Annotated in this window: 20 protein-coding genes; 10 read left to right on the top strand and 10 right to left on the bottom strand. The window is 65.1% G+C overall.

The genetic code is table 11. The annotated features are described in order from the left end of the window. The first annotated feature begins 23 nt into the window (after nucleotides 1-23). A complete protein-coding gene (locus AC1ROX_RS18635) occupies nucleotides 24-1184 on the top strand; it encodes an AGE family epimerase/isomerase (RefSeq protein WP_493127823.1) in 1161 nt (386 codons plus the stop codon). Here the strand turns inward: AC1ROX_RS18635 and rfbC are convergent. The 4 genes from rfbC to AC1ROX_RS18615 all read right to left on the bottom strand — a co-directional run bounded on the left by rfbC (nucleotide 1161) and on the right by AC1ROX_RS18615 (nucleotide 4816). Beyond that, nucleotides 1161-1667: a dTDP-4-dehydrorhamnose 3,5-epimerase gene (gene rfbC, locus AC1ROX_RS18630; RefSeq protein WP_493127820.1), complete on the bottom strand. Its 507-nt coding sequence runs from the start codon at nucleotides 1665-1667 to the stop codon at nucleotides 1161-1163. The genes AC1ROX_RS18635 and rfbC overlap by 24 nt on opposite strands. Before the next feature lie 13 nt (nucleotides 1668-1680). Beyond that, a complete protein-coding gene (locus AC1ROX_RS18625; protein ID WP_493127818.1) occupies nucleotides 1681-2724 on the bottom strand; it encodes a GHMP family kinase ATP-binding protein in 1044 nt (347 codons plus the stop codon). Between the two features lie 25 nt (nucleotides 2725-2749). Next, nucleotides 2750-3769 carry a GDP-mannose 4,6-dehydratase gene (locus AC1ROX_RS18620; protein ID WP_493127816.1) on the bottom strand — a complete coding sequence of 340 codons (1020 nt, stop codon included), beginning with the start codon at nucleotides 3767-3769 and terminating at the stop codon, nucleotides 2750-2752. A gap of 114 nt (nucleotides 3770-3883) precedes the next feature. Next, nucleotides 3884-4816: a hypothetical protein gene (locus AC1ROX_RS18615; protein WP_493127814.1), complete on the bottom strand. Its 933-nt coding sequence runs from the start codon at nucleotides 4814-4816 to the stop codon at nucleotides 3884-3886. A 134-nt stretch (nucleotides 4817-4950) separates the two neighbouring features. On the opposite strand from AC1ROX_RS18615, the gene AC1ROX_RS18610 reads away from it, so the two are divergent. The 3 genes from AC1ROX_RS18610 to AC1ROX_RS18600 all read left to right on the top strand — a co-directional run bounded on the left by AC1ROX_RS18610 (nucleotide 4951) and on the right by AC1ROX_RS18600 (nucleotide 8012). Continuing rightward, the gene (locus AC1ROX_RS18610) at nucleotides 4951-5901 is read left to right on the top strand and encodes an NAD-dependent epimerase/dehydratase family protein (protein ID WP_493127812.1); all 951 of its coding nucleotides are present in this window, start codon (nucleotides 4951-4953) and stop codon (nucleotides 5899-5901) included. A gap of 75 nt (nucleotides 5902-5976) precedes the next feature. Next, a complete protein-coding gene (locus AC1ROX_RS18605) occupies nucleotides 5977-6903 on the top strand; it encodes a thiamine pyrophosphate-dependent dehydrogenase E1 component subunit alpha (protein ID WP_493127810.1) in 927 nt (308 codons plus the stop codon). 14 nt (nucleotides 6904-6917) lie between these two features. Then, nucleotides 6918-8012: an alpha-ketoacid dehydrogenase subunit beta gene (locus AC1ROX_RS18600; protein ID WP_493127808.1), complete on the top strand. Its 1095-nt coding sequence runs from the start codon at nucleotides 6918-6920 to the stop codon at nucleotides 8010-8012. Between the two features lie 9 nt (nucleotides 8013-8021). Here the strand turns inward: AC1ROX_RS18600 and AC1ROX_RS18595 are convergent, their stop codons facing one another. Further along, nucleotides 8022-8999, bottom strand: coding sequence for an NAD-dependent epimerase/dehydratase family protein (locus AC1ROX_RS18595; RefSeq protein WP_493127806.1), 978 nt, complete (start codon nucleotides 8997-8999; stop codon nucleotides 8022-8024). 186 nt (nucleotides 9000-9185) lie between these two features. On the opposite strand from AC1ROX_RS18595, the gene AC1ROX_RS18590 reads away from it, so the two are divergent. Next, on the top strand, nucleotides 9186-11159 hold the full coding sequence (locus AC1ROX_RS18590) for a B12-binding domain-containing radical SAM protein (RefSeq protein WP_493127804.1): 1974 nt from the start codon (nucleotides 9186-9188) through the stop codon (nucleotides 11157-11159). 16 nt (nucleotides 11160-11175) lie between these two features. Continuing rightward, nucleotides 11176-12150: an aldo/keto reductase gene (locus tag AC1ROX_RS18585; protein WP_493127802.1), complete on the top strand. Its 975-nt coding sequence runs from the start codon at nucleotides 11176-11178 to the stop codon at nucleotides 12148-12150. Here the strand turns inward: AC1ROX_RS18585 and AC1ROX_RS18580 are convergent. Both AC1ROX_RS18580 and AC1ROX_RS18575 read right to left on the bottom strand, forming a co-directional pair. Beyond that, nucleotides 12104-13321, bottom strand: coding sequence for an HAD-IIIA family hydrolase (locus AC1ROX_RS18580; protein WP_493127800.1), 1218 nt, complete (start codon nucleotides 13319-13321; stop codon nucleotides 12104-12106). The two genes, AC1ROX_RS18585 and AC1ROX_RS18580, sit on opposite strands and share 47 nt — an antisense overlap. Then, nucleotides 13318-14382: a hypothetical protein gene (locus AC1ROX_RS18575; protein ID WP_493127798.1), complete on the bottom strand. Its 1065-nt coding sequence runs from the start codon at nucleotides 14380-14382 to the stop codon at nucleotides 13318-13320. Before AC1ROX_RS18575 ends, AC1ROX_RS18580 begins: the two co-directional genes overlap by 4 nt. A 243-nt stretch (nucleotides 14383-14625) precedes the next feature. On the opposite strand from AC1ROX_RS18575, the gene AC1ROX_RS18570 reads away from it, so the two are divergent. Then, nucleotides 14626-15744 (top strand): tetratricopeptide repeat protein, encoded by a 1119-nt coding sequence (locus AC1ROX_RS18570; RefSeq protein ID WP_493127796.1) that lies wholly within the window; start codon nucleotides 14626-14628, stop codon nucleotides 15742-15744. A 26-nt stretch (nucleotides 15745-15770) separates the two neighbouring features. Further along, complete coding sequence (locus AC1ROX_RS18565) at nucleotides 15771-17348, top strand: hypothetical protein (protein WP_493127794.1); 1578 nt, start codon at nucleotides 15771-15773, stop codon at nucleotides 17346-17348. Nucleotides 17349-17421: 73 nt separating this feature from the next. On the opposite strand, the gene AC1ROX_RS18560 is transcribed toward AC1ROX_RS18565, so the two are convergent. Continuing rightward, complete coding sequence (locus AC1ROX_RS18560; RefSeq protein WP_493127792.1) at nucleotides 17422-18753, bottom strand: UDP-glucose dehydrogenase family protein; 1332 nt, start codon at nucleotides 18751-18753, stop codon at nucleotides 17422-17424. A 156-nt stretch (nucleotides 18754-18909) separates the two neighbouring features. On the opposite strand from AC1ROX_RS18560, the gene AC1ROX_RS18555 reads away from it, so the two are divergent. Together AC1ROX_RS18555 and AC1ROX_RS18550 are read left to right on the top strand one after the other, a co-directional pair. Next, nucleotides 18910-20400 (top strand): leucyl aminopeptidase, encoded by a 1491-nt coding sequence (locus AC1ROX_RS18555; RefSeq protein ID WP_493127791.1) that lies wholly within the window; start codon nucleotides 18910-18912, stop codon nucleotides 20398-20400. A gap of 7 nt (nucleotides 20401-20407) precedes the next feature. Beyond that, nucleotides 20408-20860 (top strand): DNA polymerase III subunit chi, encoded by a 453-nt coding sequence (locus AC1ROX_RS18550; protein ID WP_493127789.1) that lies wholly within the window; start codon nucleotides 20408-20410, stop codon nucleotides 20858-20860. Between the two features lie 101 nt (nucleotides 20861-20961). On the opposite strand, the gene AC1ROX_RS18545 is transcribed toward AC1ROX_RS18550, so the two are convergent. Next, the gene (locus AC1ROX_RS18545; RefSeq protein ID WP_493127787.1) at nucleotides 20962-22047 is read right to left on the bottom strand and encodes a class I SAM-dependent methyltransferase; all 1086 of its coding nucleotides are present in this window, start codon (nucleotides 22045-22047) and stop codon (nucleotides 20962-20964) included. Between the two features lie 14 nt (nucleotides 22048-22061). After that, nucleotides 22062-23099, bottom strand: coding sequence for a cyclase family protein (locus AC1ROX_RS18540; RefSeq protein WP_493127785.1), 1038 nt, complete (start codon nucleotides 23097-23099; stop codon nucleotides 22062-22064). Nucleotides 23100-23112 lie beyond the last annotated feature (13 nt).

Genomic DNA, 23112 nt, shown 5'->3' with positions numbered 1-23112 from the left:
CAGCGTTCGAGGGGCGGGCCGTGATGTTCCGGGACATCGGATCCGCCGCGACGTTCATGCAGGCGTGGATGCGGGAGCAGGCTTTGCCTCTATGGGCGACCTCGGGATTCGACGCCGAGGCCGGACGCTTCGAGGAAGGCCTCGCCTTCGGCGGCGGTCGGCTTGCGGACGTTCCCATCCGGCTGCTCGTTCAGGCCCGGCAAGTCCATGTCTACGCGCTCGCCGCCCGCCGGCGGCATCATGCCGCTGCGGGTGCGTTGATCGACCGGGCTTTCGACTCGATGCGGAGGGACTATTTCCGCCGCGACGGCCGTGACGGCTGGGTCTTCTCGATCGCGCGCGACGGCAGCGTCGTCGATGCAACGCGCGATTTCTATGCGCATGCCTTCGTGCTGCTGGCCGTCGCCTCCTATGTGCAAGCGACCGGCAAACGGGACCGGCTGGGCCTTGCCCACGAGACGCTGGCGTTCCTCGATCGCGACATGACGGCGCCGCAGGGAGGCGGCTATCTCGAAGCCTGGCCCGTACGGACCGGCCCCCGCCGGCAGAATCCACACATGCACCTGTTCGAGGCCTTGCTGGCCCTCTGGGAGTGCTCAGGAGAGCGCCTCTTCCTCGAGAGGGCCGAAGGGCTTTTCCAGCTCTTCGTCTCCCGGTTCTTCCAGCCGGAGCCGGGGGTGCTTCTGGAATATTTCGACGCTGCCCTGATGCCTGCCGCCGACAGGGAGGCGCTCGTCGAGCCCGGGCACCACTTCGAATGGTGCTGGCTGCTGCGTCGCTATGAAAAGGAAACGGGCGATGTCCGGGCCGGAGCGGTCATCGATGCATTATACGCCCATGCCGACCGCCATGGATTCGACCGGGACCGGCTGATCGTCGATGAAGTGCGACCCGACGGTTCGGTCGCGAAAGGCTCGCGGCGACTTTGGCCGATGACCGAGGCCATCAAGTGCCATCTGGCTGAAGCGGCACGGGGGCGCCCGGGGAGCCTGGAGAAAGCCCTCGCCGCGACCGAAACGCTCCACGGTCGCTTCCTGGCCACTGCGCTGCCGGGTGGATGGGTGGACCGGCTGGGCGAGGACGGATCGCGCCTCGGCGATTTCATGCCCGCCACGAGCCTGTATCACCTGGCCGGCGCGGTGGACGAACTCGGGGGCTCGCTATCGCCCCTGGTCCCTCTCTGAAACGATCGGGTCGCGAACCGGCCACCAGATGTTCAAGGCGGGATCGTTCCAGACCAGCGTGAACTGGCCGGAGCGGTCGTAGTCCGTGGTCTGCTTGTAATGGAAGATCGCCTGCTCGCTCATGACGACATGGCCGTTGCCGAACTTCGGCGGCACCAGCACCTGGAGCCGGTTGGTGTCCGAGAGGGTGAACGACGTCCACTTGCGGTATTGCGCGGATTCGGGATCGTTATTGATCACGACCATGTAGAAGCTGCCCTGCAGGCACGATATCAGCTTCCAGGTCTTGCCGTCGCCATGGATGCCGCGCAGCACATGCCGGCGAGAAACGGAGATGTCGTCCTGGATGAAGTCCTGGTCGATGCCGATCTCCCGGTAGAGCCGCTTGTTCCAGGTCTCGACATAGTGCCCACGGAAATCCTCGAAGATCGTCGGCGGCTTGATCAGCCGGACGGAGTCGAGGGAGGTCGGAAAGGTCTCCATTGGTGTCCCGTCTCTATTGAGCTTGCGGCAGTGTCTCTTGCTGGCGATAGACGATCGTCGATCCCGTAAAGTCAATCCCGGCCGGCACATGAAGGAGATGGGCCAGCGCCGCCCGCACATCCGGCTGTCTTTCCGGCGGGACGATGAAGGCCATGAAGCCGGCACCGCCGGCGCCGAGCAGCTTGCCGCCGAGGGCGCCTGCGGAAAGGGCGGCCGAATAATTGTCGTCGATGCTGGTCGTCGTGACGCCCTCCGACAGTTGGCGCTTGAGCTGCCAGGCTTCGTTCAGAAGCTGGCCGAACGACTGCAGGTCGCCACCGCGAAGCAACTTTGCCGCCGGAGCGACCATGTCGTTCATGCGCTGGAGGTGTTTGCTCTTGGCGTCGAGATTGGACACCAGCAGCTTCGAGATGCTGGAGGAAAGCCTGGTCGTGCCGGTGTAGAACAGCAGCAGCCAGTCCTCGAGCTTGCGCTGGTTCGCGCCCGAAAGGTCGAGCGGGACGACGTCGATCGCCCCGTCGCTGCCGAACTTGATCACATTCAGGCCGCCATAGGCGCTGGCGACCTGGTCTTGGCAGCCCACGGTCTCGTGCAGGACATCGCGCTCCAGATGGATCGCGGCATTGGCGAGGTCGCGCTTGTTGATCGCCTGACCGCGCATCGCGTGCAGGACGTTGATCAGGCCCACCGAAAAGGAGGAGCTCGATCCGATGCCCGAACGCGCCGGCAGGTCGCCCTGGTGGTGGATTTCCACGCCGCGCGCGTCGTCGAACTGCATCGTCTGCAGCCCCGCGCGCACGGCCGGGTGGAGGATCTCCGAGATCGAGTTGACGGTCTCGATATGCGACCAGACCACGCGATGGCGGGTGGCGAAGAACGGCGGCAGATGGCGGCCGACGATGTAGCAGTACCTGTTGATCGCCATCGACAGCACGCTGCCGCCGTGATTGCGGTACCACTCGGGATAGTCGGTTCCGCCACCGAAGAACGACACCCGATAGGGCGTTCTCGACATAGCCATCGACATGTTGTCGGTTGCCGGCGCGCGATTCATCATCGGATTCTCTGTTCGATTCTTCTGGTCATCGCGTCAGGAAGCGGTTGCCCTCGACACCGATCCGTTGCCGCCAGTAGTTGAGCAGGTCGCTCATCGTCTGCTCGAAGGGAATTTCGGGGCGCCAGCCGGTATGCTTCTCGAATTTGGAGGTGTCCGGAATCTGGAGGTCGGCATCGATGGGGCGAAGCCGATCCGGGTCGATCTCCACTTTGATCTCCGCCCGCTTCGGCGACAGGGCGATAAGATGCTCGAGGATGTTTCCGACGGTGCAGGAGTGCGTGCCGCCGATATTGTAATAGGCGCCCGCGACCGGATTCGTCGTCACGAGGAGAAAGTAGGCGCGCACCGCGTCGCGAACGTCGGCGACCGTACGCAGCGACTCCAGGTTGCCGACCTTCACGACCGGCGGAACCAGGCCATGCTCGATCATCGCGATCTGCTTGGCGAAGGTGGATTCTGCGAACACGTCGCCGCGGCGCGGGCCGGTATGGGTGAACATGCGCGTCGTCATGACCTTCATGCCGTAGGCCTCGGCATAGAAGCGTCCGACGAGATCGGTGCCGACTTTCGAGATGGCGTAGGGCGAGGCGGGGTGGAAGCTGCACTCCTCGGAGATCGGCAGCTTCTCCTTGGGGACGCGCCCGAATACCTCCGACGAGGCGCAGACGTGAATGACGGCCTCGGGCGCCGTGGTGCGCAAGGCGTCCAGCACCCGGACGGTGCCCAGGATGTTCGTGTCCATCGTGTCGAGCGGCGAGTCGAAGCTGGTGCGGGGAAAGCTCTGCGCCGCCAGGTGGAACACATAATCCGGCTTCGCCGATTCGACGGCGCGTTGGATGGACAGCGTGTCGCGCAGGTCGCCATAGACGAGGCGGACGCGGGAGCCCGAGTTGATCGGCCCGACGATGGCGCTGAGATTGTCGAGCGGGCTGCGCCAGCGCAGGAGGCCGATGATCTCCCAGTCGGTGTGCTTGAGGATGTATTCGGCGAGGTGCGACCCGACCATTCCCGTGATGCCCGTGATCAGGGCGCGCTTGGCCGACATCTTTGGAGTGCCTCTCGCTTGGCTTTTGGCTGCCTCGGCGCCCATGCGCTCCGGTCGGGGCCTCAATAGCCGGTCTCGCTCCTGAATGCGACCCCCGGGGATTCCCTATGCCGGCTAGACCGGTTCCCAGGCGACCACGGAAAAACACTCGTGGAAGCGGCTGCCGAACTTGAGCCTCTGCACCTTCAGAATCCTGATGGAACCGGCACTTTCCAGGGCGCGGAGTTGGGGCAGCAGGCCGCTGAGGTACTTGCGCTGCTGATGGTAGCGGACCGCCAGCGCGTCATGCGGCAACTGGGGGTCGTATAGTTCCAGCATGGGCTCGACATGGACGACCCGCCGCGGGCGCTTCTCGCGGATGAAATCCACGAAGGGGAGGTACCTCTCGCCGACCTGTTCGAGGGCGCACATGGTCAGGACGCAGCTGTTCGGGGCGAATTCGAAGCCGCTGTCGGGGGCGAAGAAATCGAACCGCTGGCCGCCGATCTTCATGCCGTGATGTTCGCCGAGCAGGTTCGCGAGCGTGACGGCGGCGGGCGCCCAGTCGAGCGCGGTGATGGCGGCCTCGGGATAGAGTTTCGCATAGGCCGCGACGTTGAAGGCGCTGCCACTGCCGAATTCATAGAGATGCGAGACGTCGGAGAGGTATGTGCGAAACAGCCAGTCCCGGAAGATCTCCAGGAAGGCCAGCTCGAACCGCTCCGTGACGCCTTCGACGTAGGCGCCCTGCCAGCGCAGAATAGCGGTGCCGCCGACGAATCGCGGATTGAGCGCCTCCAGCGCGTGTCCGGACCGGACGAAGTCGTCCAGGTGATCCTGCCACGCGTCTCTCCATATGCCGGCGCGATGCTCGCCGACGACCGTGAAGCCGCGATCGATGTCTTCGGCGACCTTCGCGCGCGTGGCCGCCTGGGCCGCCTCGTCGAGGGGGGTGAACAGGAGCGGGGTCTTCTCCAACAGCGCCGTGGTGTGCGCGTCGAGGCTTCCAGCCGGAATCCCTACCGCAATTTCAAATTCTCTGGGTCCCAGGCGCTGCTGCGGCGGCATTCGTATTCTTCCGTGTCACTTGTCGATTCGGCGGCTTCCATAGCACGTTCCGCGGCCGGGTCGACCGAACTGTGCGACAATCCGCCGGCCGGCGCTTACGGCCGGCGAGGCATTGGAGCAGGGGCGGAAGCACGATGACGATTGCGGTGGCGGGGGCGACGGGGCTGATCGGAAGGCACGTGGTGGAGGCGCTCGCCGGTTCGGGAGCGGAGCCCGTCGTTGCAACCTACCGTTCGCGCGCGCCTTTTCCCGCCGCAGACGTCCGCTGGGTCCAATGCGACTTTGCCGACAGGGGCGAGGCCGCCCGAGCCTTCGCCGGCTGCGACACAGTCGTCCTGTGCGCGGGTCGCGTGTCCACCAGCGCCGTGTTGCGCGATGAGCCGGTGGAATCGGTCCTCGACAATCTGCGCATCGTCACGAATGCGCTCGAAGCCGCGGCAAGAGGCGACACGAAGCACGTCGTGCTCATCAGCTCCTGTACCGGCTATCCGGCTGCGACAGAATTGCAGGAGGAAGAGCAGTTCGAGAGCGGCAATCCGCCCGGGCACTGGTTCGGCGTGGGCTGGATGCACCGCTACCTGGAAAAGCAACTCGAATGGTATGTGCGGTCGGTTGGATGGCTCGAATCCGCCGTCATCCTGAGACCCAGCCTGGTCTACGGGCCTCATGACGACTTCGACCCCCGGACAGGGCATTTCCTGCCCTCGTTCGTGCGGCGGGTCGTCGAACGGGAGAAGCCGATCCGGCTGTTCGGCGACGGTACCCAGACGCGGAACCTGATCCATGCCCGCGACCTGGCGCGAGCGGTCCAAGCGGTCCTCGGACCGGGCGGGCGGGCGTTCCAGGCCTTCAACGTGGCGACACAAGACGAGGTGTCCGTCCGCTCGATCCTGCAAATGCTGCTCGATGCGGACGGGTTCGGCGACGCGGTCGTCGAGCTCGAAGGCCAGAATCTGGGGCCGGCCATGCTCCGGGTTTCGGGTCGCCGCTTCATGGAAACCACCGGCTGGCGCCCGGCCACGACGATTCGCGACGGCCTGGCCGACCTGATCGCCTGGTACCGGGCGAACCGGCATGTTGAATAGTTGCAACGGGCTCGCTAGGAGAGGCTTCCGCGGCGGCCGGCTTGGCCGATTTTCAGTCTTGAGGAATGAAGTTTGATGGACAGCGACGAGCGCTATCGCCGCCTTTTCCGGACAGCGCTGACGATCAGGCTGGTCGAAGAGCGCATCATTGAGCTTTACCCCTCGGACAGGATCCAGAGTCCCGTTCACCTCTCGATCGGTCAGGAAGGCGTGGCGGTCGGGGTTTGCGATGCCCTGAACCCGGACGATCTCGTTTTCGCCACCTACCGCTCGCATGGCTTCTATATCGCCAAGGGTGGCTCTCTCCCCAAGATGTTCGCGGAACTGTATGGGCGTGTCGGCGGCATTTCCAAGGGCAAGGCTGGCTCCATGCACCTGTCGGCGCCCGAAGTGGGGCTCATGGGCTCTTCCGCGGTCGTCGCCAGCAGCATTCCGCACGCCGTTGGCGCGGCGCTCTCCTTCAAGCGCCGGGGCAGTTCGCGCGTCGCGGTGGCGGTGTTCGGCGATGGTGCGACCGAAGAGGGCGTCTATCACGAGAGCCTGAACTTCGCGGCGCTGATGAAGGTGCCGGTCCTGTTCATCTGCGAGGACAACGGCCTCGCCGTGCACAGTTTCAGGAACGCCCGGCAATCCTATGGCTTGCTGGAGCATGCCGCGACGTTCGGCATCGAAGCGCGCCGCGTCGAGGCGGGATGGGACATGCTGGCCATTCGGCAGGCAACGCTGGATGCGCTGGACGTCGTCCGCTCCGGCAAGCCTTTCGTCCTCGAGATCGCGACGGGACGGTACAAGGAGCATGTCGGCGTCGGCGACGATTTCCATTTCGGCTATCGCAACACCGGCGAGATCGACGCGTGGAAGGCAAAGGACCCGCTGCTTCTCGACAAGAAGCTCGTCGCCGAGCTGACGCCGGAGATCGAGCGGGAGATTGCGGCAGCGGCCGAGTTTGCCGAAAGCAGCCCGTTCCCCGGGCGCGACGAATTGCTGACCGATATCATTTAGGCAGGGCTTAAAGCATGAGCGTCTCTACGAAAGAGCGTCCGTCTACCCAGACGCGTGTCCTGTCCTATGCCGGTGCGCTGCTGGAGACGATGGATGCGGGTCTGGCGGACCATCCCAACGCCTTCATCATGGGACAGGGCGTCGACGACTTTAAGGGCATCTTCGGCTCGACCACCGGCCTCGCGGAAAAGTACGGCGCTGCCCGCGTTTTCGACGTCCCGCTGATGGAAGAGGGCATGACCGGCGTGGCGATCGGCGCCTCGCTCGTCGGCGACTATCCGATCACCACCCACATCCGCGCCGACTTCTCGTTCCTGGCGATGAACCAGATCATCAATCTGGCCTCCAAGTATCGCTATATGTTCGGCGGCATCATGTCGTGCCCGATGCTGATCCGCCTGGTCGTCGGGCGCAGCTGGGGGCAGGGCGCACAGCATTCGCAGAGCCCGCAGGCGACGTTCGCCCACTATCCCGGCCTGACGGTCGTCATGCCGTCGACCAGCCAGGCAATCCTCGACATGTACCCGCAGATCATCAACCGGCATCCCGGGCCGGTGGTGAGCATCGAGCATCGTCTGCTCTACAACCTCGATTTCTCGGTGTCCGCGTCCACGCCCGCGAAGCCCATTCCGCTCACGAGCTACGTGGCCCGCGAAGGCAGCGACGTGACGGTTGTCGCGACGTCGGTGATGGTGCTCGAGGCCATGCGCGCGGCCCAGTATGTTTCGGAGAAGGCGGGCATCGAGGTCGAAGTCATCGATCTCAATTCCATCAGCCATCCGGATTGGGATCTCGTCGCCGGCAGTGTCCGGAAGACCGGCAAGCTGGTGATCGCCGATACGTCGTGGCTCGAATACGGCGTGACCGCCGAGGTCTGCCGCCAGCTCATGCTTCGCGACCCCGGCATGTTGCGTCAGCCGCCGGCGATGCTCGGCATGGCCGCCGCTCCCTGTCCGACGGCGAAGAGCCTCGAGGACATCTACTATCCGAGCCAGCACGAGACCGTGGAAGCGATCCTGGCGCAGGTCCGTGGCGCCAGCCACGGTATCGAACTCCCGGCCGAGCGATCGATGACCGAAGGCTACAAGCGCTTCCGGGGACCGTTCTAGGCGCCCGTTCTATGGACTGGCGGGCCTGAACGGATTGTTCCTGTACCAGGCCAATGTCCGCTTGAGGCCTTCGGCCAGGGATATCTTCGCCTCGAAGCCGAGGAGGGAGCGGGCGAGCCCGTTGTCCATGAGGCGCACGGGCACCGTGCTCGGCTTCGATGCGTCGAACGTCACGCGGGCGTCCTTGAAAGCATCGACCTCCAGGAGCGTTTCCAGGGTCTGCCGGACGGCATAGCCGCGTCCGGCACAGATGTTCACGGCCAGGAACGGCAGGTCCGTCGCGACGGCGGCGAGCGTCCCTTCGACGAAGTCGTCGACGTAGATCAGGTCCCGGATGTCCTGGCCCGTGCCCCAGACTTCGAGCGGCGTCTGCCGCTCGGCGACGCGCCGGACCAGCGCTGCCGTCACGTGGCTGACGGCGAAGTCGAACTTGTCGTAGGGGCCGTAGACGTTCGAGGGGCGTATGACGACGGTCTGCATCGGGTTCGAGATCTTCTCGGCGTAGGTCCGGCAGAGGATCTCCGCATAGCGCTTCATCCAGCCTGCCGGGAAGTAGACCTCTTCCGGATCGCCGTTGAACATCTCGGCTTCGGCGACCGCCCGCGCGCCGGTGCCGGGGTAGGCCGCACCGCTGGAGAGGAAGCAGACCTTCTCGACCCGGGCCTGGTAGGCCGCTTCCAGGAGCAAGGTGTTGATCAGCACGTTCGGCGTCACGTGCACCAGGGGGGTGGTCCTGATGATGCCGGCGCCGGAAGTTTGTGCAGAGCAGATGAATACGACGTCCATGCCCTCGACAGCACGGGCGCAGTCTTCGGGGCGCCGCAGGTCGGCTTCCACGATTTCGGCGCCCGGGAATGCCACCTGGAGGGGCTTCCGATGGACCGTCAGGCGCAGCCGGGCGCCCAGGGAGGCCAGTTTCAAGGCCAGGTTGGTCCCCAGAAAACCAGCCCCACCCGCAATCAGGACCCTTTTGCCTGCAAACTGCATTTCGCCCCCGACAAATCCAAAAATCCCTGCTGAACCAGAGGATTATCGCAGTCAATCCTATTGCAATGCGAAGAGTGGCGCTCTACCTCTGCGTCTTCCGCCAAGAAGACGGGACACAGAGCGCAGCGAATGTCGACGCCCCACGCCGCAGAAGCCGCTACGCAAACGACGCCCCGAGCGGGGGCGTTGGTTGTCGGACTGGTTCAGATCAACAACTCCTTCTCCGGCCAGAACTATCTGCCGTATTCGGTCGCCTTGCTGCAGACCTATGTGCAGAAGTTCGCCGCCCAGCCCGAGCTCTATCGGTTCCTGCCGCCGCTCTACAAGCGCGTGCGTATCGCCGATGCGGTCGAGGCCCTGAAGGACGCCGATATCGTCGGTTTCAGCACCTATGTCTGGAACGGCCGGATCTCGCTCGAGATCGCGCGCCGCCTGAAGGCATTGAAGCCCGGCATCGTCATCATTTTCGGCGGGCCCCATGTGCCTGACCAGCCCGAGTCCTTCATGCGGGCCAACCGGCAGATCGATCTTGCCGTGCACAATGAGGGCGAGCGGACCTTCCTGAAGCTCCTGGAGACGTTTCAGGATCGGAGCACCTGGGAGACCATTCCCGGCGTCAGCATGGTGAAGCCCGACGGCAGCTTCGTGCGCACAAAGAATCTCGACCGCGTCCGGGACCTCGACGAGATCCCGTCGCCATTCCTCGAAGGGGCGTTCGACGAGATCATGGCGGCCAACCAGACCGAAAGCTGGATCGGCCTGTGGGAAACCAATCGCGGCTGTCCCTTCCGCTGCACCTTCTGCGACTGGGGCTCGGCCACCGCGGGCAAGGTCACGAAGTTCGGTGAGGAGCGGCTCTATCGCGAGGTCGACTGGTTCGCGGAGAAGAAGATCGAGTACATCTTCTGCTGCGATGCCAACTTCGGCATCCAGAAGCGCGACGTCGACATTGCGAACTACGTTGCCGGCATCAAGCAAGAGACCGGGTATCCAGTGGCGCTTTCCGTCCAGAACACCAAGAATGCGACGGAGCGGGCCTACGAGACGCAGAAGATCCTCTCCGACGCCGGATTGAACAAGGGTGTCGCGCTGTCCATGCAGAGCGTCGACATGCCGACCCTCGAGGCGATCAAGCGCGACAACATCTCGCTCGGCACCTACATGGAGCTGCAGCGCCGCTTCACGCGCGACAAGGTCGAGACCTATTCCGACCTGATCCTGGGCCTGCCCGGCGAGACCTACGAATCCTTCGTGCGCGGCGTCGATCTGCTGATGGAGAACGGCCAGCACAACCGGATCCAGTTCAACAACCTGTCGATCCTGCCGAACGCCGAGATGGGCGATCCCGCCTACCAGGCCAAGTACGGCATGGTCACCGTGGAATCGAAGATCATCAACATCCACGGCGAGCGGATCGAGCTCGACGACGACGTGCCGGAAGTCCAGGACCTGGTCATCGCCACGGCGGCGACGCCGCTCGACGACTGGCGCCGCACGCGCACCTTCTGCTGGATGACGGCGCTGCTGCACTTCGACAAGCTGTTCCAGATCCCGCTCATCCTGGCGCACGGCATTTCCGGCATTTCCTATCGCGACATGATCGAGGCCTTCATGGCCGCCGACGCGAAGCGGTTCCCGACGATCGCCTGGATCAATGACTTCTTCGAGAGCGAGGCCAGGTCCATCCAGCAGGGTGGGTCCGAGTATGTGTTCTCGAAGGAATATCTCAACATCTTCTGGCCGGCGGACGAGTACATCTTCGTCAGGCTGACGGCCGACGGGAAGTTCGACGATTTCTATCGTGAGGCCGGCGAGCTTCTGTCGGAGACCGTGCAGGCGCGAAGCTCGGGCCTTCCCATCGAGGTCGTCGAAGAGGCCATCAGGCTCAACCACGCGTTGGTCCACCAGCCCTTCGTCCGCGGCAACGTGAAGGTGAAGCTCAACTACGATCTGCTCGACTACTGGAACAAGGTGCGCGGCGGCGAGCCGGCGCTGTTGCGCAAGGTGCCGATCGTCGTGGAAATCGACCGGACCAGCAGGCCCTACGACGACTTCCAGAAATGGTGCCGGGAGATCGTCTGGTGGGGCAACAAGAAGGGCGCGTATCTCTATTCGCCGCGCGCCGTCGAGATCACGCCCGAGCTGGCCGGCCACTACTGATCCTGCGGCCGAGGCGATGAAGTATCGTAAGCTGGGCAGGACCGGGATCCTGGTCTCGGAAATCGGATTTGGCGCGTGGGGGATCGGCGGCAGAACCGCCGGCGATACGTCCTACGGCGATACCGACGATGCGCAATCGCTGAGGGCGCTTCACCGGGCCCTCGACCTCGGCATCACCTTCTTCGACACGTCCAGCGCGTACGGTTCAGGGCACAGCGAGGTCCTGATCGGACGGGCCGTGGCCGGCAACCGGCACAAGGCAGTGATCGCGACGAAGGCCGGCTACGAGGACTGGACGAAGCCGCCGGATTTCTCTGCCGCCGCGATCCGGCGCTCCACCGAACTCAGTCTGACCCGCTTGGGGACGGACTATCTGGACGTTCTGCAACTCCACAATCCGCCCGCCGAAGTTTTGGCATCTGAAGAGACGAGGGACGTGCTCGCGGCGCTGCTTGCTGAGGGGAAGGTCCGGTCCTGGGGTGTTTCAGCCAAGAATCCTGCCGGTGCGATCGATGCGTTGCGCGTGGCCGGCGCACCGATCGTCCAGGCCAACTTCAACATGATGGATGTTCGGGTGGTGACCGAGGGCCTGCTCGACGCGGTCGCGGGACACGGCGCGGCGTTCATCGCCAGAACACCGCTCTGCTTCGGCTTCCTCACGGGCACGATCGACCGGAGCACCGTTTTTGCCGCGGGAGACCACAGGGCCGCCTGGTCGCGCGCCCAGCTCGACAACTGGATCGACGGGGCGCAGGACCTGATGTCAGCGGTTTCGGCAACGCCGGGGCGGGAGGCCGTGTTGAGCGCTCTGCGATTCTGTCTGTCGTTCGAAGCTGTTTCGAGCGTCATTCCCGGCGTGTTGCATCCGGCCGAAGCGGAGATGAACGCCGAGGCGAGCCAGCAGGGCGCCTTGCCCGCCAGCATCGTCGAGGCGGTGCTGGCGATCAACCGGACGAGGGAGTTCTTCGTCTCGCCGGCGCGTGCGTCCTGATGAAGTCGAGCAGGTTGCCGCCGGCAAATTTGTAGCCGGGAATGCCCGCCGCCGCGGCGGCCTGCATGTCGGTGTCGCGATCGCCGATCAGGAAGGATCCTCCGGCATCGACGTTCCACGCCTTCTGAAGCTTGAGGATCATGCCCGGTGCGGGCTTCCGTAGATCGGAAACCTGTCGATATCGTTCGACGGCCCCCTCGGGGTGGTAGGGGCAGTACTCGAAGCAATCTATGTGCGCGCCGGCATTCTGCAACTCGCGTTGCATCCAGGCATGAAGCGACTTCACGTCGTCCTCGCCGTAGTAGCCGTGCGCGACTCCGGCCTGGTTCGTGACGGCGAACACATAATATCCGGCATCGTTCAGCCAGCGGATGGCTTCCTTCGCGCCGTCGATCCAGCGGATCTGATCCGGACGGTGCACATAATTGTCGTCGTGATTGATCACGCCGTCCCGGTCGAGGAAGGCGGCCGGCCGGTGCACGAAGGCCGGCATGGCTTCCTGCGAGCGTGCAAAGTCGTGGGGGATACCGATGTCGATGAACGTGCCTTCCGCGGCGAAGCCCAGGAGCTGGCCCTCCGAGGCGAGCGGGGGAAGGATGTCGTTCTCGAGCGAGCAGGGGATGTCCCTGATCCTGTCGAGGATGCGCCGCCGGACCAGATAGATGCCGGCGTTTATGGGCAGGTCGCTTTCGGCCTTGGGCAGGAACCTCGATATGCGATTTCCCTGGGTTTCCACGCGGCCATACCGGTCGCCCCTTATGCCGCGAGCGAGCGCGAGATGAACTGTCCAGTCGTCCCGGTCGAGTGCCGGCACGAGGGACAGCCAGTTGAAGCCGAAGAAGGAATCGCCGTTGGTCAGGAAGAAGGTCGGATCGAGCGCGGCGGCGGCATTGGCCAGAGCGCCGGCAGTCCCCGCCGGAGCCGTTTCGACGATGACGTCGATCGACAATCCGCCGACGACCTTGCCCGCGTAGTGCCGGACGACCTCGCCGGCATTGTGCCCGGCCAGCAGCAGCAGCCGTTCGAGGCCGAAGCGGTTCGCCTCCTCTATCAGATAGTCGAGGAAGGGGCGGCCGCCGACCTCGAGAAGGGGCTTCGGCATGCTTTCGGTGAGGGAGCCAAGGCGGGTCCCGCGGCCACCGACCAGGCAAACGACCTGCCGGACGGTCATTTGGTGTCCCACGCGGCGCGAACCACGGTTTTTTCTGGCAGAGACTCCCGGCCCAACCCCCAGTTGGCATCGTTCGTCACAAGGGAGGTGTCATTCTTCGCATACCGCGCCGCTTTCGCGACGAAGTGGCGCTCGATCGAGGGGGCGAGGATTTCCTCCAGGCCGCGGACGCGCCGCCGGGGATAGTTGAGCCAGACCCGGAGGTTCATGGCCAGCTCCCGGCGCTGGCGCCCGATCAGATAGTGGTCGAGCCGGAGTTGCCAGTCCTTCCAGATCGTCGCCGTGCGTTGCGCGTGGGTGTTGCCGTGCACGACCTTGTAGATGCACTCGTCCTGCCAGTGGACTTCGGAGGCACCGTGCGCCGCCGCGGCATGAAGGGCGATCGAGTCCGAATCCAGGCACAGGACGGTCGGGTCCTTCTGGTAGCCCCGGATTTCCGCCCATCTCGCCGCGGTCATGAGGATGAAGTCGCCGCAGGCATTGGTGTGGAGGTCCCGCATCTTCCAGTCGATGCTGTGCGTCAGCCGGTCATTCCTGAGGACGATGTGACCCGCCAGCGCCGCCAGGAGCGCGTCATCCGGCAGGTCGAGCCAGGTCTCGTCTTCCATGCGCGCGTCGAGCCTGTCGCAGCGATAGACGTGCTGCTCGCCGAGATCGAGCCGGCCGATCGTCGAGACAAGTTGCTCCGAATAGAAAGTATCCAGCGCCTTGGGCGTCACAAATCGCCCCCGGGCGCGCCGCATGCCGACATTGGCCGCATTGTTCACGTGCATGCCGCGCTTCTGCCATCCCCGCGGGCCACGGTGGAATTGCGGGGGCACGGTGATGAACCGGACGCTCGCGTACGACGTGTTGCCCAGGAAACCGTTCAACAGGTCGGCAAGGAGGGGATTGCCCGGCGGCGGGTTCCATTCCACGACGATCACCTCGGAGGGGATCTTGTGCCTCTCGAGTTGGCGGACGAGAAAGCCTAGGGAGTGCTCCAGTCGCTTTGCGTAGTTTGGCGTGTAGCCGTCGTTCCGCGCCCAGCCGACGATGCTGAGATAGGGCTGGGCATTCATTCGTTTGACACCTGCTCGAACGGCTGACGCGCCGTGTTCATGCCCGGTTTGTTATCGGTGCGGTCGGATTCCGTCAATTGAGCCCCTGTGCCGAAGGGCGCTGCTGTGGACTGGACGTCTTGACGTTCCTGCGACGCTAAGTTAGCGGACTGCCTTAAACGGCGGATGGGCAGGCGCTCAGAGCTTTCCGGCGGGTCATCCGGTCCCATACCGTGCAGGAGCAATCGTGTGAGTAACTCAGGGATGTTGTTGCGGCTGTCGGGAAGCCTGCGAGGGGCGCTGAATACGCGGCGACGGCATCCGGTCGATGAGTGGGTCCCCGGCCGCAACGGGGACGAAGCGGAACAGCTCTTTCTGCGGGCGACGGCTCTTTTTCGCATGGGCGATGGCGAGACGGCCGTCCGCCTGCTCCGGCAGGCGACCGCGATTGCTCCCTCGTTCTCGGACGCGATCGAGGCCGAGGGCGAAGCGCTCGACATGAGCGGCGACGTTGCCGCGGCGGCGGCCCGGTACGACGAAGCCCGCAGGCTCCGGCAGGAAGGGCGGCCGGGCGCGCCCGACCGGCATTTCGTGATGCGCCAGCAGGGCGCGCACACCGCCGAGATCGTCGCCTATACGAGGGTTCTGAAGTCTCTCCGGAAGTTCGCCCTGCCGCATCTCGCGCGCGGGAACGCCTATCTTGCCGACGGGCAGCCGGAGCTGGCGCTGGCCGACTACGAACGCGCGCTGAAGCTTCAGCCCGAGTCGCTGGACGCCCTGGCGCTGAAGGGGGAAGCCCTGTCCGCCCTGGGCCGGTACGCTGCCGCTATCGAAGCCCTCGACAAGGTCGTCACCGCGCGGCCGAAGGACGCCGAGTCACTGAACGCGCGCGGGATCGCGCATATGGCGCTGGGACATGCCGACCAGGCCAACACGGATTGGCGGCATCAGCTCGATCTGCTGGGCGGCCGTCCCGCCGCCAGTGCCTATGTCGCCCTGCGTCTGGCGGACTATGAGCAGGCGCTGCCGCACCTGGAAACGATGGTCAGGAACAACGGCCGCGATCCCTACTGGACCCTCTACCTGCGCACTTCATTGCTCCGGCTCGGACGGCCTCCCTCCGACGGGGAGTCGGTCGATGGCAATTCCTGGGTCGCGTCGCTGCTGGCGGCACAGTCGGGATCGGTCTCCCGGGAGGAAGTGCTTGCCCGGGCCGACACGGCCGGCCGCCGCACCGAGGCGCTGTTCCAGCTCGGCGTCGCAGCCCATGCCACCGATCGGTCCGCCGCCCGTTCATATTGGCAGCAGGTGGTCGACCAGGGGATGCCGACTCTTGTCGAGTCTGCAGCAGCCCGAAATGAGCTGTCGCGTTCTGCTTCCTGACTGATCGCCCCGTCACGCGAGGTCCCATGTTTTCCGTCATCATCTACGGCCGCAACGACTCGCACGGCTACAACCTGCACAAGCGGGCAGCCATCAGCTTCAATGCCCTCGCCGAAGTGATGTCGGATCCGGACGACGAGATTCTCTTCGTCGACTACAACACGCCCGACGATCATCCGACGTTTCCCGAGGCGATTCACGACACGCTGACCGAGAAGGCCAAGAAGGTCATTCGAATCCTGCGGATTCGCCCCGAGCAGCATGCGCATCTGAAGTCGAAGACCCACCTGGTTGCGCTGGAAGCCCAGTCACGCAACGTCGCCTTGCGCCGCTCGAATCCGAAGAACCGGTGGATCCTCTATACGAACACCGACATGCTTCTGGTGTCGCGCACCGAGGGCGAATCGCTCAGCGATATCCTGGGCTCCATTCCGGACGGCTTCTACCAGATCCCGCGCTTCGAGCTGCCGGAGATGCTGTGGGAGGCGGCCTTCGACCGCCGCGATCCCGCTGGCAACCTCGCCAAGCTTCGCGACTGGTCGGTGCGTTATCACCTGAATCAGGTCGTCCATAATTTCATGCCCATGAAATACGACGCCCTGGGCGACTTCCAGGCGGCCCTGCGCGAGGACATGTTCGCCATCCATGGCTTCGACGAATCGATGCTGCTGGGCTGGCATTGCGATTCGAATCTCGCCGCCCGTCTCGCGCTCTATCGCGGGCGGGTCGATACGCTGATCGACAAGCTGTTCGGCTATCACTGCGATCATACCCGCGTCGCCGCGGCCAACAACAAGGGCCGCCAGACCCGGATGAACGACCAGGACCAGTATATCTGGAACGTGTCGACCCCCTATGTGCCGGCGCAGGCCGACACTTGGGGCTGGCCCGACGTCGAGATCGAGGAGGTGCGGCTCGACCGCGAGACGTCCTACCAGCGCTTCACCGCCGGTCTCGATGCGGCCCTGAAGCCGGCCACGGTGCCGTACACGTCGACCAGCCTCGAATGGTTCCTCTACGACGACCTGACCTACGATATCGACCACACGCTGCCCTTCGTGGCCGATCAGATGCTGACCTATCCGCGCTCGACGGCGGTGATGATCGTCGGAACGCGGGCTGAGTTCGTCGAGCGCTTCCTGACGACCTGGCGGGCCATGGGATTCACCGGTCCGGTCCTGGTGCCGGACGAGTGCGAAGGGCTTCCGTCGGGCCTGGAGGGGCTGGAAAGGGGCGCCTTCGAAGCGCTGCTGCCGAGGGCGGAGATGTTCATTTTCGAGTTCGGCCTGGCGACGCAGAGTCCCGACGAGCCGATCCGCATCGGACGGCAGGCCGGTCCGCTGGATAACAAGCGCCTCAAGGTGGTGAAGAGGCTCTTCCGGCAGGCCACCTCGACGGAGGCGGAGACACGGCCGCCGGGTCGGCGCACGCCGCGCCGCTTCGTCGGCGTGAACGTGATCTACAACAAGTTCTGGCCGCTGTTCACCGACTATGTCGGCGCCAACATCAACCCGTTCTGCAGCCAGGTCCTGGCGGGATTGCCGCGCATCGACCCGAGCCTTCGCGGCAAGGTGCTTCGCTTCCGCGGACGGCGTGCGATTTAAGATGATCCGGGCGTAGACATGAAAAAGCCCGCACGTGGCGGGCTTCCTCATCGGATGCGTGTCTGGGTAGTCTCTAGCGGCCGGAGCCGAGATACAGCAGGTCCGCAACCGCGTCGAACTTGTCGGCGGGCAGGGTGCGCCACAGGTCGAGCACCGTCAGGCGCTGGCCGTCGCGCTTGCACCAGGCCGGGTCGATCTCCTTGTATTCCGGCCAGCCGGTCGCGACGATCAGCAGGTCGCATTCGCGCACCGCGCCCTCGATCGAGGAGGCGCCGACCACCTTGTCGCCCAGCACGGCGAGCGCCGCGTCCTGCGCCAGCGGATCGTGCACCGTCACGACATAGCCCGCATCGGCGAGCTTGGCCGCGAGCTTCACGCTGTGGCTCTCTTCCACCACCGGGGTCTGCGGCTTGTAGGAGAGGCCGAGGATGGCGATGCGCGTGCCGGCCTTGGCGAACTTCGCGACCAAGGTCGACAGGCGCTCGACCTGGAAGTTGTTGATGCGGTCCGTCGCTTCGGCCACGTCGGCGCGGGCGCCGATCTTGCGGGCGAAAGCGGCGAACGCGACGTTGTCGCGCGGGAAGCAGGGGCCGCCATAGCCCATCGCGCCCTTGAGGTACTTCGCGCCGATGCGGGTATCGGCGCCCAGCGCCTTGGTCACCGCGTCGACGTCGGCGCCGGGGATGCGGTCGCAGATGTCGGCCAGCATGTTGGCGTAGGAGATCTTGGTGGTGACGTAGGTGTTCACCGAGATCTTGGTGAGCTCGGCGTTAACGAAGTTCATGCGCTGCACCGGCGGCTTCTTCTCGCACATCTGCAGGTAGATGGTCTGCAGCATGTCGCCGGCCTTGGTGTCGCTCTCGCCGATCAGGATCGAGTCGGGGAACAGCATGTCGCGCACGACGCTGCCGAGCGCGATGAATTCCGGATTGTAGCAAAGGCCGAGGTCGGCCCCGACCTTGCGGCCGGACGCGGCTTCGAGGGCTGCCTGGATTTCGGTGCCGGTCGTGCCGGGCATCACCGTGCTGGTGATGACGACCATGTGATAGCCCTTCTTGTTCTTCAGGGCCTTGCCGAGCGTCTCCATGGCCTGGAGGACGAAACGGTTGGAGAAGAAGCCGGTGCTGTCCGACGGGGTCGGCACGATCACGAAGCTGGCGTCGCTCTTCTGGATCGCCTCGTTGGCGTCCATGGTCGCCGTGAGGCGCTCCCTGTTAGCGGCGATCAGCTCGTTGAGCTGCGGTTCGACGATCGGCATCTTGCCGGCGTTCATCGCATCGACGAACGTCTTGTTCACATCCAGGCCGATGACGGTGAAGCCGCGGCTGGCGAGGACGGCTGCGAGCGGGGCACCGAGCTTGCCGAGACCGACGACCGAGACGCGAGGCAGAGTTGCTGAGGTCATTTCCATGTCCGTTTTGAGGGCCGGTACTGATACTGGTGCCAGCGACCGGATGCCACCTCGATTTTGCAGGGTTGTGGAGGGCAAACACCGCTTGCGCGCACCCGTCGCAGGGGCGAAAAATCCAGTCCGATCAAGCGCTAGGCGCAGGGGAACTGGATGAAAGTGGAATTTTCGGCCTTTCCGAAGGCGTTTGCGGGCAATGTTGCGGTCTTTGTCGGTGCCGACAAGCAACTCTTGGCGACCGCCCAGTCCGTCGATGCCACCGCCGGAGGGGCTATCACCCGGGCATTCGAGGGAGGCCGGTTTACGGGCGCCAAGGGGCAGACCCTGACCGTCCTGGGCCATACAGGCGATATTGCACGCCTTCTGCTACTGGGGGTTGGCAAAGGGAAGGAACTGGACGCCCGTGCGGCCGAGGGGCTGGGCGGCGTGATCGCGGCCGAAGCCAATGCCGCCGGCCACACCGCCGTGACGGTCGTCATCGACCCGGTGAAGGGCAGCCGGCTGTCGCCGGCGCAGATCGCGGCCCACATCGCGCTGGGCGTCCGGCTGCGTTCCTATCGCTTCGACAAGTACAAGACCAAGGACAAGCCCGAGCAGAAGCTCTCGCTCCAGCAGCTCACCATCGTCCTGGCCGGTCCCGCCGACGCGCGGAAGGCCTATGCCCAGCTCGAGCCGGTGGTCGACGCCGTGTTCCTCACGCGCGACCTGGTGAGCGAGCCGCCGAACGTTCTCTATCCGGTCGAGTTCGCCCGCCGCGCCGAGGAGCTCACCAAGCTCGGCGTGAAGGTGGAGATCCTGGGCGAGGCCGAGATGAGGGAACTCGGCATGGAGACGCTGCTGGCCGTCGGGCAGGGCAGCGGGCGCGACTCGCAGCTCCTGGTCATGACCTGGATGAACGGACCCAAGGGCCAGGCGCCGGTGGCGCTGATCGGCAAGGGCGTGTGCTTCGACACCGGTGGCATCTCGCTGAAGCCGGCGGCCGGCATGGAAGACATGAAGTGGGACATGGGCGGTGCCGGCGCCGTTACGGGGGCCATGAGCCTGATCGCCGGCCGCAAGGCCAAGGCGAACGTCGTGGCCGTATGCGCCCTCGTCGAGAACATGCCCGACGGCAATGCCCAGCGTCCGGGCGACGTCGTGAAGTCGATGTCGGGCCAGACGGTCGAGGTCATCAACACCGACGCCGAAGGCCGCCTGATCTTGTGCGACGCCATGTGGTACGCGCAGGAGAAGTTCAAGCCGCAGGCGATGGTCGAACTGTCGACCCTGACCGGCGCCATCATCGTGGCGCTCGGCCATGAGCGGGCGGGCCTGTTCTGCAACAACACGCAGCTCTCCAACCGCCTGCGCGCGGCGGGCTCGGGGATCGGCGAGAAGCTGTGGCGCATGCCGCTGGGCCCCAAGTACGACAAGCTGATCGATTCGGAGATCGCCGACATGAGGAATGTCGGCGGCGGCCGCGACGGCGGCTCGATCACGGCGGCTCAGTTCCTGCAGCGCTTCGTGCAGGACGGCGTCGCCTGGGCGCATATCGATATCGCGGGCGTGGCCTGGGGCAAGGGCGACGTCACCACACCCAAGGGCGCGACGGCCTTCGGCGTGCGCCTGCTCGACCGGCTGATCGCCGAGAACTACGAGCGCTGATCCGCCGATGGCGACCGAGGTCAATTTCTATCACCTGACCCGGTCCTCGCTGGAAGACACGCTGCCGCGCCTGCTGGTCAAGACCCTGCAGGCGGGCGAGCGGGCGGTGGTGCTGCTCGGATCGACGGAGCGGGTGGACTCCTTGAACACCCATCTCTGGACCTACGATCCCAACGGCTTCCTGCCACACGGCGCGGCACGCGACGGCGAAGCCGACCGCCAACCGGTCTGGCTGACGCACCTCGACGAGAATCCGAACGGTGCGGCGTTCCTCTTCGTGGCCGACCGCGCGAAGTCGGAGAAGGTCGGCGACTACAAGCGCTGCTTCGAGCTGTTCGATGGCCGTGACGACACCGCCGTCGCCGACGCCCGCGAGCGCTGGAAGGAATACAAGACCGCGGGTCATGCGGTGGCCTACTGGCAGCAGACCGACACGGGCGGCTGGGAGAAGAAGGCGTAGTCGTCTCAATGGAGCGCGCAACTCCAGTTGCGCTCAAGCTTCGTCGGTCAGCAAGATATGAGCGCAACTGGAGTTGCGCGCTCCATTGATGGTCTTCACCGCTAACGCCTGTCGCGCGGCCTCAGATAGGCGCGCCAGGCGGCGGCGAGGCGTTCGCGCAGCGGGATCGGTCCTTCGGGACGGTAGAAGTCCGGCGGGTCGGATTCGAACCTCGCCATATAGCTTCGATAGTCGAGCGGCCGGGCGCGATCTCCCTGGGCCTGGGCGGCGAGCTGGTCGAGGCCGCGGTCGACATCGATGACCGGCTTCAGCCTGTCGCGGCAGCCGAGCAGGAGTTCGGCGGCGGCATCGGGCACGTCCCAGGCCGACAGGATCGCGGCCAACTTCGCCACCTTCTCGGCGCTGAGGCCTGCAAGCCTCGCCGCGCCACTGGGGCCGAGCAGATCGAGCGCGTAGTAGGCCTCGCCCTGGAAGGGGCGGCCGGAATGTGTCTCGGCCGGGGTCGGCCAGATGTAGCGCGCGGGCAGGGCGCGCGAGGAATAGTTGCGGACGTCGAGCCGGAACAGGTCGAAGCCGTGACGGCGCATGAAGCGGTCGGTGTTGTGGAAGGAGTGCTCGTCGGCGGCGCCGTCGCCTACGAAGTTCACTTCCATCTGAACGGCCAGCAGGTTCGCCGGCAGGCGTCCCTCGAAGCTCTGCAGGATCTGCCAGTCGATGCCGTCGGTATCGATCTTCATATAGTCGAGATCGGTCCAGCCGCGCTCGGCCAGAAGGTCGGGCACGACCACCGGCTTCGTCGGATCGGCGAGCCCGGTCAGTTCCCAGGCATTGTGCCGCAACTGCTCCTCGGTCGATGCGGTCTGAAGCTTGGCGTCGCGGATCTCGCGCGTGCGCATGAAGCTCATGCGGTCGCGCATCTTCATGATCAGCGGCGCGGCGGGACCGGCCGACAGGTCGATCGGCTTGTCGGCGCTCGGGCTCACGAAGGCCGCCACGTAGGAGACCTCGGGATTCTTCTCGGCCGCGGCAAGACGCTTGCATTCGCCGTCGCTGGCGTCGATGCCGAGCGCCTTCAGCCTGTCGCCGAAGGCGCGCCATTTCGGATCGAGGCCGCCGGAGCAGCCGATGTCCAGCAGCGCGAACCGTTCCGCCTTCAGCCCTCGGGCGACGAACGCCAGGAACGACATCGCGATGACCGGACTCAGACCGTGGCGACGGGCGTGGCGGGCGAGCCGACGGCGCCCGGCAGGCGCAGCGGCGGTGCGGTCAGCAGGAAGCGCGAGCGCTTCTTGTCGCGCAGCCATAGCGCCAGGTCCTTCAGCCACCAGATCTCGCCGAGATTAAGTCCCAGCTTGAACAGGCAGTGATTGTGGATCGGCAGCGAGGGATGCTCGGCATTCTCGGGGCCGGGCTTGGCCGGCACGGCTTCGACGCCGTAATTATCGGCGATCAGCGCCGATATCTGGCTGTCGGTGAGCCACTGCAGCAGGCGCTTGTCGCGGCCGTCGAGCACGCAGCACATCGCGTGCGCGCGCGCCGGGTCGACGTTCTTGTTCATCTTCACGATCTCGTCGGTGAAGCCCGTGTACAGCAGCAGCATGTCGCCGGGCTCCGCGACCACCTTGTCGGCATCGAGCACGCGCTTGAAGTCGTCATAGTTCACGTACTTGTGGTCGCGGCCATAGTGCTTCTCGAGATCGACCAGCACCGCGCGGCCCTGGATCGCCTTGGCCGCCATGTTCTCGACGCCGAGCTTGTGGGCGTAGGAGAGATGGCCGCAACCGTCGCGACCGGCATCGGGTTGCGGGCCGACCACGTCGGTGCCGGGCTTGAAGCCGTTGTAGTAGAGCGGCTCGGGCACGCCGTCGCCGTCGGCATCGAACAGGCCGCCCACATGGGCCAGCGTGTCCCATTGCGTCGAATACTGCAGCGTCAGGATCACGCGGTCGTCGCTGGCCACATCCACGAACAGCGGGTTGATGCTGTTGGTCAGGAAGTTGAAGCGCCAGCCATTCTCGTCGCCGGTCGGCGAGAGGACCGGTGGGAGGCGGCGGGAATTGAGGACGTTGCCGCCGGGAAAGTCGAGCGGCAGGCTCAAGCAGAACGAAATCCCTTCCTTCACCTCGGCGATGCCTTCGAGCACCTTCTTCGGGGTGATCAGGTTCAGGCGGCCGAGCTGATCGTCGTCGCCCCAATCGCCCCAGGTCGATCCTTCGGGGCGATGCTTCCAGCGCTTCATGATGCGTTTCTCC

Source organism: Reyranella sp. GW821-FHT14A01 (genome assembly GCF_058803965.1).
Note: the sequence above shows the minus strand (reverse complement) of the source record. Positions and strands in the feature narration are given on the sequence as shown.